Genomic DNA, 16,605 nt, shown 5'->3' with positions numbered 1-16,605 from the left:
CCGGGCGCCTCGGGAGGCGCCTGGCTGGTGCGGGCCGACGGGACGGGCCGGTCTACAGGGGGGTGACGTACGCGCCGGAGATGCCGCCGTCGACCAGGAAGTCGGTGGCGTTGATGAAGGAGGAGTCGTCGCTGGCGAGGAAGGCCACGGCGGCGGCGATCTCGGTGGGTTCGGCGAAGCGGCCCAGCGGGATGTGCACGAGGCGGCGGGCGGCGCGCTCGGGGTCCTTGGCGAAGAGCTCCTGGAGCAGCGGGGTGTTGACGGGCCCCGGGCACAGGGCGTTGACGCGGATGCCCTCGCGGGCGAACTGGACGCCGAGTTCGCGGGACATGGCGAGGACGCCGCCCTTGGAGGCGGTGTAGGAGATCTGGGAGGTGGCCGCGCCCATGATGGCCACGAAGGAGGCCGTGTTGATGATGGAGCCGCGCTTCTGCGCCTGCATGTAGGGGAGGGCGGCCTTGCAGCAGAGGTAGACGGAGGTGAGGTTGACGTCCTGGACGCGGCGCCAGGCGTCGAGCTCGGTGGTGAGGATGGAGTCGTCGTCCGGGGGCGAGATGCCGGCGTTGTTGAAGGCGATGTCGACGGAGCCGTAGGTGTCGTAGGCCGTCTTGAAGAGGGCGTCGACCTGTTCCTTGTCGGTGACGTCGACCTGGACGAAGAGGCCTCCCACCTCCTCGGCGGCGGCCTTGCCGGCGACGGGGTCGATGTCGGCGCAGACGATGTTGGCGCCTTCGGCGGCGAGGCGGCGGGCGGTGGCGAGGCCGATGCCGCTGCCGGCTCCGGTGATGACGGCGGTGCGGCCGGGCAGGCGGCGGCAGACGATCTGTTCGGTCTCTTCGGTGCGGTCGGTCATGGGGTTCAGGCCTCCGTGCTGATGAAGACGTTCTTGGTCTCGGTGAATGCGGTGAGGGCGTCGGGCCCGAGCTCGCGGCCGAGCCCGGACTGCTTGTATCCGCCGAAGGGGGTCCAGTAGCGGACGCTGCTGTGGGAGTTGACGGAGAGGTTGCCCGCGGCGACGGCGCGCGAGACGCGCAGGGCGCGGCCGATGTCGCGGGTCCAGAGGGAGCCGGAGAGTCCGTACTCGGTCGCGTTGGCCAGGCGTACGGCGTCCTCCTCGTCCTCGAAGGGGAGGATCACGGCGACCGGCCCGAAGACCTCCTCGGTGGCCACGGGCGCCGTGGGGGCCACGTCCGTGACGAGGGTGGGCGGGTACCAGAAGCCGGGGCCGTCGGGGGCGGTGCCGCGGATGGCGGTGAGGTCGTCGGGGACGTAGGAGCGGACGCGCTCCAGCTGTGCCCGGGAGATGAGCGGGCCCATCTGGGTCTTCTCGTCGAGCGGGTCGCCGACGACCACGGACGCGATGCCGGGGGCGACGAGTTCGAGGAAGCGGTCGTAGGCGGAGCGCTGTACGAGGATCCGGGTGCGGGCGCAGCAGTCCTGGCCGGTGTTGTCGAGGAAGGCCATCGGCGCCGCGGCCGCGGCGGCCTCCAGGTCCGCGTCGGCGAAGACGATGTTGGGGCTCTTGCCGCCGAGTTCGAGGGTGACCCGCTTCACCCGGTCGGCGCACTTGGCCATGATCTGCTTGCCGACGCGGGTGGAGCCGGTGAAGACGATCTTCGCGACTCCGGGGTGTTCGACCAGCGCGTCGCCGGTGACCGCTCCGTGGCCGGGGAGCACCTGGAAGAGGTGTTCGGGGATCCCGGCTTCGAGGGCGAGTTCGGCGAGGCGCAGGGCGGTGAGGGGGGTGGTCTCGGCGGGCTTGAGGATGACGGCGTTGCCCGCGGCGAGGGCGGGCGCCAGCCCCCAGGCGGCGATCGGCATCGGGAAGTTCCAGGGGGCGATCACCCCGATGACCCCGAGGGGTTCGAGGAAGGTGACGTCGATGCCTCCGGCGACGGGGATCTGGCGGCCGGAGAGGCGTTCCACTCCCCCGGCGGCGAAGTCCAGCAGGTCGCGCACGTTGCCCGCTTCCCAGCGGGCGTTGCCGATGGTGTGGCCGGCCTCGCGGACCTCCAGCAGGGCCAGTTCCTCGAGGTGGCCGTCGACGGCCGCGGCGAAGCGGCGCAGGAGTCGGGCCCGGTCGGCGGGGGCGGCCGCCGCCCAGGCGCGCTGGGCCACGACGGCCCGGGCGACGGCGGCGTCGACATCGTCCCGTGTGGCGGCCGGGACGATGGCGACGGTTTCCTCGGTGGCCGGATTCAGCACCTCTAGGTTGAGGGGGGCCAGCACATCGGACACGTGGTGCCTCACAGACGGTTCGGGTTTTGGAGGGTTACAGGCGTTCGAAGGAGCGGCGCAGCTCCCAGTCGGTCACCGCGGAGTCGTAGGCGTCGAGTTCCACGCGGGCCATGTTCCGGTAGTGGGCGACCACTTCGGGGCCGAAGGCGGCCTTGGCGATCTCGCTGTTCTCCCAGAGCTCGGCGGCCTCCCGCAAGGTGGCGGGAACGTGCGCGTAGTCGCCCGTGTACGCGTTGCCGGTGCACACCTCGGGGAGTTCGAGGCGGTTCTCGATGCCGTAGAGCCCTGCCGCGACCAGGCCGGAGACGGCGAGGTACGGGTTGACGTCGCCGCCGGGGAGGCGGTTCTCGAAGCGCATCGATCGTCCGTGGCCGACCACGCGCAGGGCGCAGGTCCGGTTGTCGACGCCCCAGGCGACCGCGGTGGGTGCGAAGGATCCCGGCCGGAAACGCTTGTACGAGTTGATGTTGGGGGCGTAGAGAAGGGAGAAGTCGCGCAGCGCTGCCAGCTGGCCGGCCAGGAAGTGCCGCATCACCGGTGACATTCCCCCTGGCCCGTCTCCGGCCATGGCGTTGCGCCCGTCGGTGTCGGTGAGCGAGAGGTGGATGTGACAGGAGTTGCCCTCGCGCTCGTCGTACTTGGCCATGAAGGTGAGCGAGACGCCCTCCTGGGCGGCGATCTCCTTGGCGCCCGTCTTGTAGACGGAGTGCTGGTCGCAGGTGGTGAGCGCCTCGTCGTAGCGGAAGACGATCTCGTGCTGTCCGAGGTTGCACTCGCCCTTGGCGGACTCGACGACCAGGCCGGCGGCCTGCATCTCGTTGCGGATGCGGCGCAGGAGGGGTTCGACGCGGCCGGTGCCGAGGACGGAGTAGTCGATGTTGTACTGGTTGGCGGGGGTCAGGCCGCGGTAGTTGGCGTTCCAGGCCTGTTCGTAGGTGTCCTGGAAGACCATGAACTCCAGCTCGGTGCCGACCATGGCGGTGTAGCCGTGTTCGGCGAGGCGTTCCAGCTGGCGGCGCAGGATCTGCCGGGGTGCGGCGACCACCGGCGAGCCGTCGTTCCAGGCGAGGTCGGCCACGAGGAAGGCGCTGCCGGGGTTCCACGGGATGCGGCGCAGGGTGGCGAGGTCGGGGTGCATGGCGAAGTCGCCGTAGCCCCGGTCCCAGGAGGACATCTCGTAGCCGTCGACGGTGTTCATGTCGGTGTCGACGGCGAGGAGGTAGTTGCAGCCCTCGGTGCCGTGGGGGAGGACCTCGTCGAGGAAGAACTGTGCGGCGAACCGCTTGCCCTGAAGACGTCCCTGCATGTCGGGGAAGGCCAGGACGACTGTGTCGATCTCACCGCTGGCGACGAGGGCACGGAGCTCCTCGGTCGCGAGCGGCGGCTTGCGGTCTACCACTGGAATCTCTCCTTCGGTGAGCCGAGGAGGCCTAAGGTATTGAATAGAACCATTGCTTGGGAAGGGGAGGAGCCGAGATGACCGACACGGCGAGCGACGGTGGCTCGATCGCGCGGCTGAATCCCGTGCTGCGACAGGTGCGGGCGGGCAACGGTTTCGAGGAGGCCCTGGAGCAGATCCTCCAGGTGGTCCGGCTGGGTCTGGTGCCCGGCGGGGAACGGCTTCCACCGGAGCGGGAGTTGGCGGAGCGGATGGGGATCAGCCGGGTCACCCTGCGCGAGGTGCTCAAGGTGCTCCAGGACCAGGGCCTGGTGGAGGCCCGGCGCGGCCGGTACGGCGGAACGTTCGTGCTGGCCCGCCCCGACACCCCGGCCGGCGGCGCCGAGGAGGAGCTGCGGCGGCGCGTGGCGGGGGTGGACATCGAGGACGTACTGCGCTTCCGCGAGGTCCTGGAGGTGGGCGCGGCCGGGCTGTGCGCCTCGCAGGGGCTGTCCGGGGAGGGGGCCGAGCGGCTGCTGGGCGCGCTCGCGGCCACCCATGACGCCCCGCTCTCCGAGTACCGCCGCCAGGACACCCTCTTCCACCTCGCCCTGTGCGAACTCGCGGGCTCCGCGACCCTGACGGCCCAGTACGCGGCCGTCCGGGCGACCGTGAACGACCTGCTGGACTGCATCCCGCTGCTGGTGCGCAACCTGGAGCACTCGCAGCAGCAGCACACGACGCTGGTGGAGGCCGTGCTGGAGGGCGACGCCGACGGGGCCCGGGCGGTGATGCGCGAGCACTGCTGCGGGACGGCGGCCCTGCTGCGCGGGTTCCTGACCTGAGCCGGGCGGGGCGGGCGGGGCCGGTGTCGGCGGTGGGGCCTGGGAGGTTTTCGTAACCGCTGTTTAACGCAGGGGTCTTGCGCGCTCCACACCCATGACGCAAAGGTACGCCTCACAACCATTGCCCTAGGCAGGAGCGCACGCACATGGCCGACGACATCGCACCCGTGCCCGTATCCGCACCACCCGCCGCGCAGGACGCCGACGCCGAGTACCTCCAGCGCCGGACCCTGCGCCGCGGCAGCGCCGGCTGGCTGCTGCTGACCGGGCTCGGCGTCGCCTACGTCGTCTCCGGCGACTTCTCCGGCTGGAACGTGGGCCTGGACAAGGGCGGTTTCGGCGGCCTGGCCATCGCCACCGTGCTCATGGGCGCGATGTACGCCTGCCTGGTCTTCTCCCTCGCCGAACTGTCCACGATCCTGCCGACGGCGGGCGGCGGCTACGGCTTCGCGCGGCGCGCGCTGGGCCCCTGGGGCGGCTTCCTCACCGGTACCGCCATCCTCATCGAGTACATCCTGGCCCCGGCGGCGATCGTCATCTTCATCGGCGACTACGTCGAATCGCTGGGCCTGTTCGGGCTGACCTCCAGCTGGCCGGTCTACCTCGGCTGCTTCGTGATCTTCATCGGCGTGCACCTGTGGGGGGTGGGCGAGGCCCTGCGCTTCAGCCTCGTCGTCACCGCCATAGCGGTGGCCGCCCTGCTGATCTTCGCCTTCGGAGCGCTCACCGAGTTCGACGCCTCCTCCCTCGACGACATCGCCGTGGACCCGAGCGCGTTCGGCTCCAGCTCCTGGCTGCCCTTCGGCGTCCTCGGGATCTGGGCCGCCTTCCCCTTCGGCATGTGGTTCTTCCTCGGCGTCGAGGGCGTACCGCTCGCCGCCGAGGAGGCCAAGGACCCGGTCCGCTCCATGCCGAAGGCGCTCGCCATCTCCATGGGCATCCTCGCCCTCCTCGCGCTGATCACCTTCTTCGCGGCCACCGGCGCCCAGGGCTCCGACGCCGTGCGGACCGCCGGGAACCCGCTGGTCGTCGCCCTCGAGGGGGACGGCGGACCGACCGCGCTCAGCCGCTTCGTCAACTACGCCGGACTGGCCGGACTGGTCGCCTCCTTCTTCTCGCTCATCTACGCGGGCTCGCGCCAGCTGTTCGCGCTGTCCCGCGCCGGCTACCTGCCGCGGTTCCTGTCGCTCACCTCGAAGCGCAAGGCCCCGTACCTCGGTCTGGTGATCCCCGGCGCCATCGGATTCGCCCTCGCGGCGGCCACCGGCAACGGTGCGCGGATGCTGAACATCGCGGTGTTCGGGGCGACCATCTCCTACGCCCTGATGGCCCTCTCGCACATCGTGCTGCGCCGCCGCGAGCCCGGCCTGGAGCGGCCGTACCGCACCCCCGGAGGGGTCCTGACCTCGTCCGTCGCCTTCGTCCTCGCCCTCTCGGCGCTGGTCGCCACCTTCCTCGTCGACAAGGACGCGGCGCTCATCGCGCTCGCCGTGTACGCCGTCGCCCTCGCCTATTTCGCGATCTACAGTCGGCACCACCTCGTCGCCTCGGCACCGGAGGAGGAGTTCGCCGCGCTTGCGGAAGCCGAGGCGGAGTTGACCCGCGACTGAAAGCCTTGTCCCGCCACCTGATCCGGCACCATCCTGGAGGTCATCCGTGCCCAGGCCGCTCATCGGCATCTCCACCTACGTGGAGGAATCCACCCGCTACGGGGTGTGGGACCTTCCCACCGCCCTGGTCCCCTCCGGGTACTACGAACTCGTCCAGGCGGCGGGCGGCGCGGCCGTGCTGCTGCCGCCGGACGAACCGGAGCGTGCGGCGGAGGTGCTGAGCAGGCTGGACGGCCTGGTCGTCGCGGGCGGCCCGGACGTGGACCCGGTCCATTACGGCGCCCCGCGCGACCCCCGTACGGGTGCCCCCGCGCGGGTCCGCGACGAGTGGGAACTGGCCCTGATCGGGGCCGCCCTGGACGGTGGGATCCCGGTGCTGGGCATCTGCCGGGGCATGCAGGCCCTGAACGTGGCCCTGGGCGGCACGCTGGTCCAGCACATCGACGGCCACGTCCACACCCCGGGCGTCACCTCCTGGCACCCCGTCAGCCCGGTCGCGGGCACCCGGTACGGGGCGCTGGTCCCCGAGGTGGCGGAGGTCCCGACCTACCACCACCAGGCCGTGGAGCGGCTGGGGCGGGACCTGGTCGTCTCGGCGTACGCGGAGGACGGCACGGTGGAGGCCATCGAACTCCCGGACCTGGAGCGGTGGGTGGTCGGGGTGCAGTGGCACCCCGAGCGCGACAAGGACACCCGGGTGATGGCCTCCCTGATCGAGGCGGCGGCGGTCCGCCGCTCGGCGCCGGTGCCGGTGGCCTGACGGGCCGCCGGCCCCGCCCCGCCGGGCCGGCGGAGCCCCTAGTCCTGTGGCCGGCAAGCTTCGCCGGCCACAGCACTAGACACGGCGGCGGGTCAGCGAGAGCAGGTCGCGCGCCGGGCCCGCCGGGCGGGCGGCGGTGGGCCAGACCGCCCGCAGGGCGCGGGCCAGGGCGGCGCCCGGTACCGGTACCTCCACGAGCCGGCGCGCGGCCAGCTCGTCCCCCAGCGCGAGCTCCGACAGGACGCACGGCCCCGCCCCGCTCAGCGCCGCCGCCTTCACGGCCGTGGTCGACGCCAGCTCCAGCAGCGGCTCCGCCAGCCCCCCGCACCCGGCCAGCGCCGCGTCGAGCACCTGCCGGGTCCCCGACCCCCGCTCACGCAGGATCAGCGGGGTCCCCGCCAGCTCGGCCGCCTCCACCCCGCGCGAGCGCCTCGCCCACGGGTGCGTCGGCGCCACCGCCACCACCAGGCGGTCCTGCGCGATGACCGCCGAGTCCAGCCCCTCGGGCACGGTCAGCCCCTCCACGAAGCCGAGGTCGGCCTCGTGGGTGAGGACCCGCTGGGCGACGTCCGCCGAGTTCCCGGCGTGCAGGGACACCGCCGTGTCCGGACGCTCCCCGCGCAGCGCGATCAGCCACCCGGGCAGCAGGTACTCCGCGATGGTCATACTGGCCGCCACCCGCAGCCGCGAGTCCCGCCGGCCCCGCAGCGCCTGCGCCCCCGCGTCGAAGGCCTCGGCGGCCTCCACCACCCGCCGGGCCCAGTCCGTGACCAGCGCGCCCTCCGCCGTCAGCGTCGAGCCGCGCGGCGAGCGGTCCACCAGGGCGACTCCGAGCCGCGTCTCCATCGCCCGGATGCGGCTGCTCGCCGCCGGCTGCGTGATGCCCAGCCGCCGCGCCGCGCCGCTCAGGCTGCCCACCCGCGCCACCGTGAGCAGCAGCTCCAGCGCGCCCAGGTCCGGTACGCGGTGCGCGAGCGGAACCAACTCCTCATTACCCATAACATCAGTTTATGGCCTCATAGGGAGACGGCCTCTGCCCCCGCCCGGCGTCCGGCGCGAGGCTGGATCCATGGCCACCACCCTCATACGCCCCCGCACCACCGCCGCACCCGCTCCCCGGACCCACAAGGTCCCGCGGCTGCGCACCCTCGGCCCCAACTGGTACGCCTCCGTCATGGGCACGGCGATCATCGCCAACGCCGGCGCGACCCTCCCGTACCAGTTCCCCGGCCAGCGCGTGATCTGCCAGATCGTCTGGGCGCTGTCCGCCGTGGCCCTCGCCGTCCTGCTCACCGCCCGCGCCGGGCACTGGCTGCACCACCGCGACCAGGCCCGCGCCCACCTCCTCGACCCGGCCGTGGCCCCCTTCTACGGATGCCTCGCGATGGCCCTGCTGGCCGTCGGCGGCGGCACCCTGATCGTCGGCCGGGACCTGATCGGGGAGCGTGCGGCCATCGCCGCGGACGCCGTGCTCTTCACCGCCGGCACCCTGATCGGCCTGGTCATGGCCGTGGTGGTGCCCTACCTGATGGTGGTCCGCCACAAGGTCGAGGCCTCGCAGGCCAGCCCCGTGTGGCTGCTGCCCGTGGTCTCCCCCATGGTCTCCGCCGCCGTCGGCCCCCTGCTGATCCCCCACCTGCCCGCCGGTCAGCCCCGCGAGGCGCTGCTGCTGGCCTGCTACGCCATGTTCGGCATCAGCCTGCTGGCCACCCTGCTGCTGCTCCCCCTGGTCTTCGGCCGGCTGATCGTGAGCGGTCCCCTGCCCCTGGCGCTGACCCCCACCCTGTTCCTGGTCCTCGGGCCCCTCGGCCAGTCCACCACCGCCGTGAACCAGCTGGCCGACGTGGCGCCCGGCGCCATCGACGCCCCCTACGCGCACGCCCTCGGCGCCTTCGCGGTGGTCTACGGGGTCCCCGTCATGGGCTTCGCCCTGCTGTGGCTGGCCCTCGCCGGGGCGATGCTGGTCCGGGCCGCCCGCGGCGGCATGGGCTTCGCGATGACCTGGTGGGCGCTGACCTTCCCCGTCGGCACCTGCGTCACCGGGGCCGCCGGGCTGGCCCGCCACACCGGGCTGACCGCCTTCTCCTGGCTGGCCACCGCCCTGTTCCTGGCCCTGCTGACCGCGTGGCTGCTGGCCGCCGTCCACACCCTGCGCGGCCTGTTCGCCGGCCGCCTGCTCCCCGCGCAGGCCCTCTCCGCCTAGAGCGCAGCCCTCACGGCCGCCGCCAGCACCTGAGGGGCCTCCGACAAGGAGGGCCCGTACCAGGTCAGGTGGCGGCCGCTGACGAGCGCGGCGGGCAGGCCCGGGAAGGCCTCCGGGCCGTCCCCGGCGGTGAAGCGGTACGGCTCGTCCGGGAGCACCACCAGATCACAGCCGCTGCCCGCCAGCTCCTCCACCGGCACCCTCGGATACCGCTCCGGGTGCCCGGCGTACACGTTGCGCACCCCCAGGCGGGCGAGGAGGTCGCCCGCGAAGGTGTCCCGGCCCAGCACCATCCAAGGCCGCCGCCACACCGGTACGAAGGCGGTCAGCTCGCCGAGCGGCTCCACCCGGGCCCACGCCTCCTCGGCCCGGTCCAGCCACTGCGGCCGCTGGAGCCCCAGGGCCCCCACCAGTACCCGGTCCAGTTCGCCCAGTGCCTGCGGCAGCTCCCGGATCTCGGTGACCAGCACCTCCACCCCTGCCGCGCGCAGCGCCTCCAGGTCCGGGGCCCGGTTCTCCTCCTCGTTGGCGATCACCAGGTCCGGGCGCAGCTCCACGACGGCCCGTACGTCCGGGTTCTTCGTCCCCCCGATCCGCACCGCGTCCCCGAGGTCCGCCGGATGCGTGCACCAGTCGGTCACCCCGACCAGCAGGCCGGGCGCGCTGACCGCCACCGCCTCGGTCAGGGACGGCACGAGCGAGACGACGCGCACCGGCTCAGCGCCCCGGCGCGGGCGGCTCGGAGGTGGCGTGGATGTGGTCCCCGACGGCGACGACCAGCAGCCGGGTGTCCTCGCTGACGGCCCGCCACCGGTGGCGCACCCCGCCGGACAGGAACAGCGCGTCCCCGCTCTCCAGCCGGTAGGCCCGCCCCTCGGCCTCCACCTGGCAGGCGCCGGAGACCACGTACATCAGCTCGTCGTTGCGGTGCTGGTACTCGCGGCCGGCGTCCTGGTCCCCGGTGAATTCCAGCGCGTGCAGCTGGTGGTGGCCGCGCACGAGGGGGCGTACGCCCATCACCGGGGTGAGCCCGGACTCGTCCCCGGCCCGTACGAGGTCCACGGTGCGCGCCGTGTCGGAGGCGGCCAGCAGATCGACGGCCGTGGTCTCCAGCGCGTCGGCGACCCGCTCCAGCGAACGCATGCTGGGGCGGGCGCGCTCGTTCTCTATCTGGCTCAGGAAGGGGACGGACAGTCCGCTGCGCGCGGACACCGCGGCAAGGGTGAGGTGCAGCGCGCGGCGCCGTTTGCGCACGGCGACACCCACTCGCAGCGGCTCCTTGGAGTCCTTCTCCTTGTCGTTGGCATCGGTCGCGTCCGCCCGGGCGGTCCCGAAATCCCTGCCGTCCGTGGCGTCCGCGATGCTTCCGTCTTCCTTGCCGTTCATGTCGGGGCTGCCCTCCCCTGTCCTCGTCGCACATCGGTGTGCTGTAAGCACCTTACGCAGCAACCGCCCCCGGATTCGCGCGCAAGAGCCCACCGGGCCGCGACCCGGTCGATTCCCGTGGTCCCCCCGTCACCCTACGTGGCCGCCGCCCTTGCGCCACAGCACGCGGTCACCGTCGAGGATCACCACGTCACCGGCCGGGCGGACCAGCAGACGGGCGCCGGGGTGGCCGGCGGTGCCGCTGCTCCAGGCCGCCTCACCCCCCTCGGAGCGCACGCTCAGCTCGCCGTCGGAGAAGACGGCCTCGTTGCCGGATCCGGCGGTGCCGGCGCTCCACAGGCGCGCTCCGGAGGCGTCGAGCAGGACGAGGTCCCCGTCGGCCGTGAGGGACAGCCGCGCGGCGCCCGCGTCGAGGACGTCCCCGGCGCGCAGGACGGCGGCGGGGTGGACCTCCACGGAGTCGTCGAGGGCGCCGTCGGCCAGGGCGCGCAGGGTGGGCAGGGAGGGGGTGAAGGCGTAGAGGGCGCCCTCGGTGCGGACGAAGCGGCCGAAGCGCAGGGTGGTGGCGCGGCTGCCGTGCTCGGACTCGGTCTCGAAGGTGACGGGGGACGCCGGGCCGATGGCCGGGTCCGCTCCGACGCGGGGGTTGCGCCCGGCCGGGAAGTCGGGGTCGTTGACCCACCGCCCGGCGATGAACTCGTACTGCTGTACGAGGTCGGCCTGGTAGCCGACGAAGACCAGGCCGCGCGGGGCGTCCCGGTTGCGGTCGGCCCGCTCGAAGTCGTAGGCCGGGCCGTAGGGGATGCCGCGCCGGATCATCCGCCGTCCGTCCAGTTCGGCGGGGGCCAGCGGGGGCCGTCCGGGGGCGGGGACCAGGCCGTCGCGCGGGTTGCCCTTGCGGATGTGGGCGAAGAGCGGGGTGTGCCAGCCGTCGGGGTCGTCCGCGTACTTCAGGGTGGCGTCGGGGTCCGCGCCGAGGGGGCTCGGCTGCTCGGCGAGCGGGCAGCCCGCGATGGGGGTGCCGCCGGGCCAGCGGCCGACCAGGCGGGCCGCGACCCAGGCCGGGGTGGCCTCGGCCGGCGCGGCCCCGGCCTTCTTGAGGTCGGCCAGCCGTTCCCTGGCCTGGTCCCACCAGCCGGGGACGTCCTGGGCGAGCCGGCGCACGACCTGGAAGGAGCCCCCGGTGGCCCAGGCGGGCAGTCCGGCGGGCCGCCGCCCGGCCTTCTCCTGTCCTACGAGGAACTCCCCGGGCGGGACGAGCCGGGTGCCGGGCTTGCCCTTCACGGTGGCCGCGTCGTCCGGGTCGGGTTCGTGGAAGCCGCGTACGCCGGGCTGGCTGATGCCGTCGGCGAAGCCGAAGTGCTCGTGCCCCTTCAGCGCCCCGGGGAGTTTGCCGCCGTTCTGCCGGAAGACGACCTCGCCGCCGGCCGGTCCGAGTGCCTTCTTGTGGCGGGCGACGGCGGAGGCGAGCCGGGCGGGGTCGTCCGCCGAGAGGCTGAGGACGGCGTGCACGGCGCGCCCGGGCTCCTCGGCGCCGAACAGCCAGGAGTCCGGGGCGCTTTCGCCGGTGTCCCCGAGCGCTTCGGCGCGCCGGGCGGCGCCCTGCGCGAAGGCCTCGGCGGTGCTCCCGGCGGGCAGGGCCGGGAAGGGCTCGCGCCCGGCGAACAGGCGCAGCCCGGGGTGGGTCAGGGACAGCCCGGTCCACTGGGCGGAGAGGCCGGCCGGGTCGGATCCGCCCGCCTTGAGCCGGGCCGTGCTGAAGGCGGCGTTGAAGCGGGCCATCTCCTCGGTGGTGGAGATCTCCGGCAGCAGCCGGGCGAGCCAGGCCCGGGCCCGCTCCGCGTCGCGGAAGTGCAGGAGCAGCAGGCAGGCGTGGTCCTTGCGGGAGCCCGCCAGGATGTCGCCCTGGCTGGTGCGGTCGGCGCGCAGGGGCAGGTCGGCGGCCTCGGATCCGCCGGCCGCGGGGGCCGGGGCGGGCGCCGCAGTCCCCGGCGCCGTCTTCCCCGGCATCGCCGCCGTGGCGGCACCGGGGCATACGGCGAGCGTGGCGGCGGCCGCCGCGCCGGCCCTGATGACGGTCCTGCGGGCGGGGGTGAAGGGCTGCGCGTCGTCCATCGGGGCTCCTGAGTGGGGGGACGGAGGAGAGGGGGCGGCGGCTGTGGTCAGCGGCGATCCGAAAGAGGCGGCCTGGCGGCGGCGCCGTCGAACCTGACCCAGCGGGCGACGCTGGGCACGCCCTTCGCGTCGAGGAGGAAGAGCATGTAGTGGCCGGGGGGAGCGGCCGCCTGTGTGGGCGGGGCCTGGAGGGTGAGGACCTCGCCCGCCCGCTGCCTGATGCGCAGTTCGACGTGCCGCTGGCTGGTGTTGACGGCGTGGGTGGCGGTGGTCGGGGCCAGCAGGACGGCCCGCTGGACCCGGTCCGGGGTGCTGGTGCGCACCTGGAAGCGGGCGTTGGGGGCGAGCGGCGCGGAGGGCGCCCCGTCGAGCGCGGGGCGGGGGCCCTGGTGCAGGTAGGCGGGCTCGTAGATCTCGATGGTGCCGTTCATGTCGTCGTGGATGTCCGCGTCGTTGGCGATCTGCTGGAGCTCGTCGCCGGTGATCATGACGCGGCCGTCGGGCAGCACCAGGGCGTTGGAGTGGTAGCCGCGCGGCAGCCGCTGGACCGGGCCGAGCCGCCAGCCGCCCTGTGTGTCGCGCATCTCCAGCTGCCGGTACTTCAGGTCGGCGTTGGGGTTGAGCAGGCCGTTCCCGTAGTCGCGGATGTCGTAGGCGCCGCTCGCGGTCAGCAGGGTCCCGTCGGGCATCAGCAGGGTGTTGTCCTGGGTACGGCCGAAGGCGCGGGGCTTCTCCACGCTCCAGCGGCCGCCGGAGAGCTTGAAGGTGCGCGGGTCGGTGCGGTCGCCGCCGATGACCAGGGCCGCCTCGGGGCCGCGGAAGCCGCCGGGCAGCGGGACGGCGCCGCCGTAGCTGCGCAGGATGCCGTCGGGGCGGGCGGGCAGGTCGGCGCGGGTGGCGTCGGCGGGGTCGAAGGTCCACTGTTCGGCGGCCTCGCGGCCCAGCCCGTAGACCAGTCCGTCGCGCAGGGAGAACAGCTGCGGGTAGTCGCGGGTGAAGGGGGCGTCAGCGGTGAACCGGTCCACCGGAGCGTTCCGCGGCAGGTCCGTCTTCTCGTGCGGTACGGGGTGCCCGAGCGCGGGGAAGCGCTCCACGACCGGGTTCGGGGTGCCCCAGCCCAGCTCGGACTGGCCGGAGAAGATCAGCTGGCGGCCGTCGGCGCCGGTCACCACCGAGGGGTACCAGCGGCCGGTGGACATGTCCTGGTTGCGGCTCCAGGTCTCGGTCCAGGGGTCGAAGACCAGCGAGAGCTTCGCCCCGCTGCCGCCGTTGCCGCCGAGGTTCCCGCCGAAGACTCCGAGCATGCCGTTGGGCAGGAAGGAATGGCCGGCGCAGAAGAAGGGGGCCGGGCGCGGTGTGTGCGTACCGTCGGGCATGTCCACGACGGGTGGGGTGACCTTCTTGAAGGCGTCGCCGCCGGTCCCCTTGGCCGGGTCCCAGAGGAAGGCGCGGCCCGCGTTGCGTTCGCCGATGACATTGGTGGGGGCGGGCTCCTTCTGCGGGTTGGTCTCGATGCGTTCGAAGGAGAACAGCAGCACCTTGCCGGTGGGCAGCAGGGCGATGTGGGCGGCGAAGTCCGGGGAGTCGAAGTACTCCTTGAACGCGCCGTACACCTCGGCGCGGAAGCCGGCGTTCGTCCTGGCCTGCGACTGCGTCAGGGACCTGAGCCGGGCGACGCGGGTGGTGTCGGGGTAGCCGGACTCGTCGCGCAGGGCGAGGCGGGTGCGGGCGTGCGCCTCGGCGTGCTCGGGACCGAGATTGCGCGCCTCCTGCGGCGAGATCTCCCGCCGGACCCGCTCGCGTACCTCGGCCGGGCTCCGCCGGGTGGTGGCGGGATCGGGGGGCCCGTCGTGGGAGAGGGCGGCGGGCACGCCGGGGCCCAGGAGGAGGCCGGCGGGAAACAGCGACAGCACGGTGCTCGCGACGAGGGCGCGGGCGACTCCGCGACGGGGCATGCGGAACCCTCACGTAACGGGGAACAGGGGGGCGGGGACGGAGCGGCGCCGGACGGACGGGAACGCCCGGCCGGTGATCAACACCCTCCGCGAGGGATCGCGAACGCGCGCGCCGGACGAACTGTTTGAGTGACTGTCCGATCGCTTCGGGTGACACCCCGCACCTCCCTGACGGTGCGGCATCATCGTCTGCGTGACGACACGACGCCTGATGCTCCTGGACACCGCCTCCCTCTACTACCGCGCCTACTTCGGCGTGCCGGACTCCGTGAAGGCCCCCGACGGCACGCCGGTCAACGCCGTGCGCGGGCTGCTCGACTTCATCGGGCGGCTGGTACAGGACCACCACCCGGACGACCTGGTGGCCTGCATGGACGCCGACTGGCGGCCGCACTGGCGGGTGGAGCTGATCCCGTCCTACAAGGCGCACCGGGTCGCGGTGGAAACGGAGTCCGGCCCGGACGTGGAGGAGACCCCGGACACCCTGGCCCCGCAGGTGCCGATCATCGAGGCGGCGCTGGACGCCTTCGGCATCGCCCGGGTGGGGGTCGCCGGGTACGAGGCGGACGACGTGATCGGCACCCTGACCACCCGCGCCACCGGCCCGGTGGACATCGTCACCGGTGACCGGGACCTCTACCAGCTGGTGGACGACGCCCGGCAGCGCCGCGTCCTCTACCCCCTCAAGGGCGTGGGCAGCCTCCAGGTGACGGACGAGGCCTGGCTGCGCGAGAAGTACGGGGTGGACGGCCCCGGGTACGCGGACCTCGCGCTGCTGCGCGGCGACCCGAGCGACGGCCTGCCGGGGGTGCCCGGCATCGGCGAGAAGACCGCGGCCAAGCTGCTGGACGCGTACGGGGACCTGGCCGGGATCATCGCGGCGGCCGGCGACCCCAAGTCGAAGCTGACCCCCACCCAGCGCAAGCGGCTCGACGAGTCCCGGCCCTACCTGGAGGTGGCCCCCAAGGTCGTCCGGGTGGCCTCCGACGTCCCGCTCCCGGCCTTCGACCCGGCCCTTCCGAAGGCCCCCGCTCAACCCGAGATGGTGGACGCACTCGCCCATCGGTGGGGTCTGGGAGGAGCAATGTCACGCCTGAGCAGCGCGCTGCGCCCTTGAGGTGCTAACTTAGGTAATCCTAAGCTTCGTAAGCGCAAGGGGAGATACCGTGGCAGAAGGACGCGCCCGCACCGTCGGCACCGCAGTCGTCGTACGCACCGAACGACTGACGCCGCACATGGTCCGCCTCGTACTGGGCGGCGACGGGCTGGCCGACTTCGGCGCGGGCGGGTACACGGACCACTACGTGAAACTCCTCTTCGCTCCCGAGGGCGTGCGGTACGCCGAACCCTGGGACATGGACGCGATCCGCGCGACGCACCGCCGCGAGGCCTGGCCCCGTCAGCGCGCGTACACCGTCCGCGCCTGGGACCCGGCGCGGCGCGAGCTGACCCTGGACTTCGTCGTCCACGGCGACGAGGGCCTGGCCGGCCCCTGGGCGGCCCGCGTCCCGCCCGGCGAAACGGTGCACTTCCTCGGCCCGGGCGGCGGCTACGCCCCCGACCCGCTGGCCGGCTGGCACCTGCTCGCGGGCGACGAGAGCGCGCTGCCGGGGATCGCCGCCGCGATGGAGCGGATGCCGCGCGGCGCGCTGGTGCACGCCTTCGTGGAGATCGACGGCCCGGCCGACGAGCAGCGCGTCACGACCCCGGACGGGATCTCCCCGGTCTGGCTGCACCGCGGCGACCGCCCGGTGGGCGCGGCCCTGGTGGAGGCCGTCACCTCCCTGGAGTTCCCCTCCACGGACGTCCACGCCTTCATCCACGGCGAGGCGGGCTTCGTGAAGGAACTCCGCCGCCACCTCCGCCTGGACCGCGGCATCGCGCGCGAGCGCATGTCGATCTCGGGCTACTGGCGCCACGGCGAGACGGACGAGGGCTGGCGCGCGATCAAGCGCGACTGGAACGCCACGGTCGAAGCCGAACAAGACCTCCCCACCCCCGCCGCCGCCTGAGGCCGGCGTTTGAGGCGCGGGGTCCGGGGGTCGGCCCCCGACCACGGCCCCGCACCCAACCAGCCACCGCAGCCAAATCCAGCCCCGCCGGCGTTTGAGGCGC

The 16,605-nt window shown here is 73.4% G+C and carries 14 protein-coding genes; 6 read left to right on the top strand and 8 right to left on the bottom strand.

Going from position 1 to position 16,605, the window contains the following annotated elements; all coding sequences use genetic code 11:
• Positions 1-52: 52 nt before the first annotated feature.
• From OOK34_RS23015 to OOK34_RS23005, 3 genes are read right to left on the bottom strand one after another with little or no spacing between them, the layout of a single operon-like run.
• Positions 53-853 carry a 3-oxoacyl-ACP reductase gene (locus OOK34_RS23015; RefSeq protein ID WP_267035744.1) on the bottom strand — a complete coding sequence of 267 codons (801 nt, stop codon included), beginning with the start codon at positions 851-853 and terminating at the stop codon, positions 53-55.
• Positions 854-858: 5 nt separating this feature from the next.
• Positions 859-2,238 carry an aldehyde dehydrogenase gene (locus OOK34_RS23010; protein ID WP_267035743.1) on the bottom strand — a complete coding sequence of 460 codons (1,380 nt, stop codon included), beginning with the start codon at positions 2,236-2,238 and terminating at the stop codon, positions 859-861.
• A gap of 34 nt (positions 2,239-2,272) precedes the next feature.
• Complete coding sequence (locus tag OOK34_RS23005; RefSeq protein ID WP_267035742.1) at positions 2,273-3,637, bottom strand: glutamine synthetase family protein; 1,365 nt, start codon at positions 3,635-3,637, stop codon at positions 2,273-2,275.
• Positions 3,638-3,714: 77 nt separating this feature from the next.
• On the opposite strand from OOK34_RS23005, the gene OOK34_RS23000 reads away from it, so the two are divergent.
• From OOK34_RS23000 to OOK34_RS22990, 3 genes are all read left to right on the top strand, one after another.
• The gene (locus tag OOK34_RS23000) at positions 3,715-4,461 is read left to right on the top strand and encodes a FadR/GntR family transcriptional regulator (protein ID WP_267035741.1); all 747 of its coding nucleotides are present in this window, start codon (positions 3,715-3,717) and stop codon (positions 4,459-4,461) included.
• Positions 4,462-4,607: 146 nt separating this feature from the next.
• Positions 4,608-6,071, top strand: coding sequence for an ethanolamine permease (gene eat, locus OOK34_RS22995; protein WP_267035740.1), 1,464 nt, complete (start codon positions 4,608-4,610; stop codon positions 6,069-6,071).
• 46 nt (positions 6,072-6,117) lie between these two features.
• Positions 6,118-6,831 (top strand): gamma-glutamyl-gamma-aminobutyrate hydrolase family protein, encoded by a 714-nt coding sequence (locus tag OOK34_RS22990; protein ID WP_267035739.1) that lies wholly within the window; start codon positions 6,118-6,120, stop codon positions 6,829-6,831.
• A 75-nt stretch (positions 6,832-6,906) separates the two neighbouring features.
• Here OOK34_RS22990 and OOK34_RS22985 read toward each other — a convergent pair whose 3' ends face one another.
• Positions 6,907-7,830, bottom strand: a complete 924-nt coding sequence (locus OOK34_RS22985) for a LysR family transcriptional regulator (protein WP_267035738.1) — start codon at positions 7,828-7,830, stop codon at positions 6,907-6,909.
• Positions 7,831-7,900: 70 nt separating this feature from the next.
• On the opposite strand from OOK34_RS22985, the gene OOK34_RS22980 reads away from it, so the two are divergent.
• Complete coding sequence (locus tag OOK34_RS22980) at positions 7,901-9,034, top strand: TDT family transporter (RefSeq protein ID WP_267035737.1); 1,134 nt, start codon at positions 7,901-7,903, stop codon at positions 9,032-9,034.
• On the opposite strand, the gene OOK34_RS22975 is transcribed toward OOK34_RS22980, so the two are convergent.
• The 4 genes from OOK34_RS22975 to OOK34_RS22960 form a co-directional block, all read right to left on the bottom strand.
• Entirely contained in the window at positions 9,031-9,747 is a 717-nt protein-coding gene (locus OOK34_RS22975) for a helical backbone metal receptor (protein WP_267035736.1), read from the bottom strand. The genes OOK34_RS22980 and OOK34_RS22975 overlap by 4 nt on opposite strands.
• 4 nt (positions 9,748-9,751) lie before the next feature.
• Positions 9,752-10,300, bottom strand: a complete 549-nt coding sequence (locus OOK34_RS22970; RefSeq protein WP_267036879.1) for a helix-turn-helix domain-containing protein — start codon at positions 10,298-10,300, stop codon at positions 9,752-9,754.
• 249 nt (positions 10,301-10,549) lie between these two features.
• Positions 10,550-12,535 (bottom strand): peroxidase, encoded by a 1,986-nt coding sequence (locus tag OOK34_RS22965; RefSeq protein WP_267035735.1) that lies wholly within the window; start codon positions 12,533-12,535, stop codon positions 10,550-10,552.
• A 47-nt stretch (positions 12,536-12,582) separates the two neighbouring features.
• Positions 12,583-14,490 (bottom strand): galactose oxidase early set domain-containing protein, encoded by a 1,908-nt coding sequence (locus OOK34_RS22960; RefSeq protein ID WP_267035734.1) that lies wholly within the window; start codon positions 14,488-14,490, stop codon positions 12,583-12,585.
• A gap of 211 nt (positions 14,491-14,701) precedes the next feature.
• Here OOK34_RS22960 and OOK34_RS22955 point away from each other — a divergent pair, with 211 nt between their 5' ends.
• Both OOK34_RS22955 and OOK34_RS22950 read left to right on the top strand, forming a co-directional pair.
• Positions 14,702-15,607: a 5'-3' exonuclease gene (locus OOK34_RS22955; RefSeq protein WP_267036878.1), complete on the top strand. Its 906-nt coding sequence runs from the start codon at positions 14,702-14,704 to the stop codon at positions 15,605-15,607.
• A gap of 49 nt (positions 15,608-15,656) precedes the next feature.
• Positions 15,657-16,502, top strand: coding sequence for a siderophore-interacting protein (locus tag OOK34_RS22950; protein ID WP_267035733.1), 846 nt, complete (start codon positions 15,657-15,659; stop codon positions 16,500-16,502).
• Positions 16,503-16,605: the final 103 nt, after the last annotated feature.

This window comes from Streptomyces sp. NBC_00091 (genome assembly GCF_026343185.1).
GTDB lineage: Bacteria > Actinomycetota > Actinomycetes > Streptomycetales > Streptomycetaceae > Streptomyces.
This window is presented reverse-complemented; position numbering and strand designations above follow the sequence as displayed.

What these genes read in the sequence shown, in the direction of transcription:
- eat (WP_267035740.1), top strand. Translation starts at nt 4,608, where the DNA reads ATGGCCGACGACATCGCACCCGTGCCCGTATCCGCACCACCCGCCGCG.
- OOK34_RS23015 (WP_267035744.1), bottom strand. Translation starts at nt 853, where the DNA reads ATGACCGACCGCACCGAAGAGACCGAACAGATCGTCTGCCGCCGCCTG.
- OOK34_RS22965 (WP_267035735.1), bottom strand. Translation starts at nt 12,535, where the DNA reads ATGGACGACGCGCAGCCCTTCACCCCCGCCCGCAGGACCGTCATCAGG.
- OOK34_RS23000 (WP_267035741.1), top strand. Translation starts at nt 3,715, where the DNA reads ATGACCGACACGGCGAGCGACGGTGGCTCGATCGCGCGGCTGAATCCC.
- OOK34_RS22980 (WP_267035737.1), top strand. Translation starts at nt 7,901, where the DNA reads ATGGCCACCACCCTCATACGCCCCCGCACCACCGCCGCACCCGCTCCC.
- OOK34_RS22985 (WP_267035738.1), bottom strand. Translation starts at nt 7,830, where the DNA reads ATGGGTAATGAGGAGTTGGTTCCGCTCGCGCACCGCGTACCGGACCTG.
- OOK34_RS22960 (WP_267035734.1), bottom strand. Translation starts at nt 14,490, where the DNA reads ATGCCCCGTCGCGGAGTCGCCCGCGCCCTCGTCGCGAGCACCGTGCTG.
- OOK34_RS22955 (WP_267036878.1), top strand. Translation starts at nt 14,702, where the DNA reads ATGCTCCTGGACACCGCCTCCCTCTACTACCGCGCCTACTTCGGCGTG.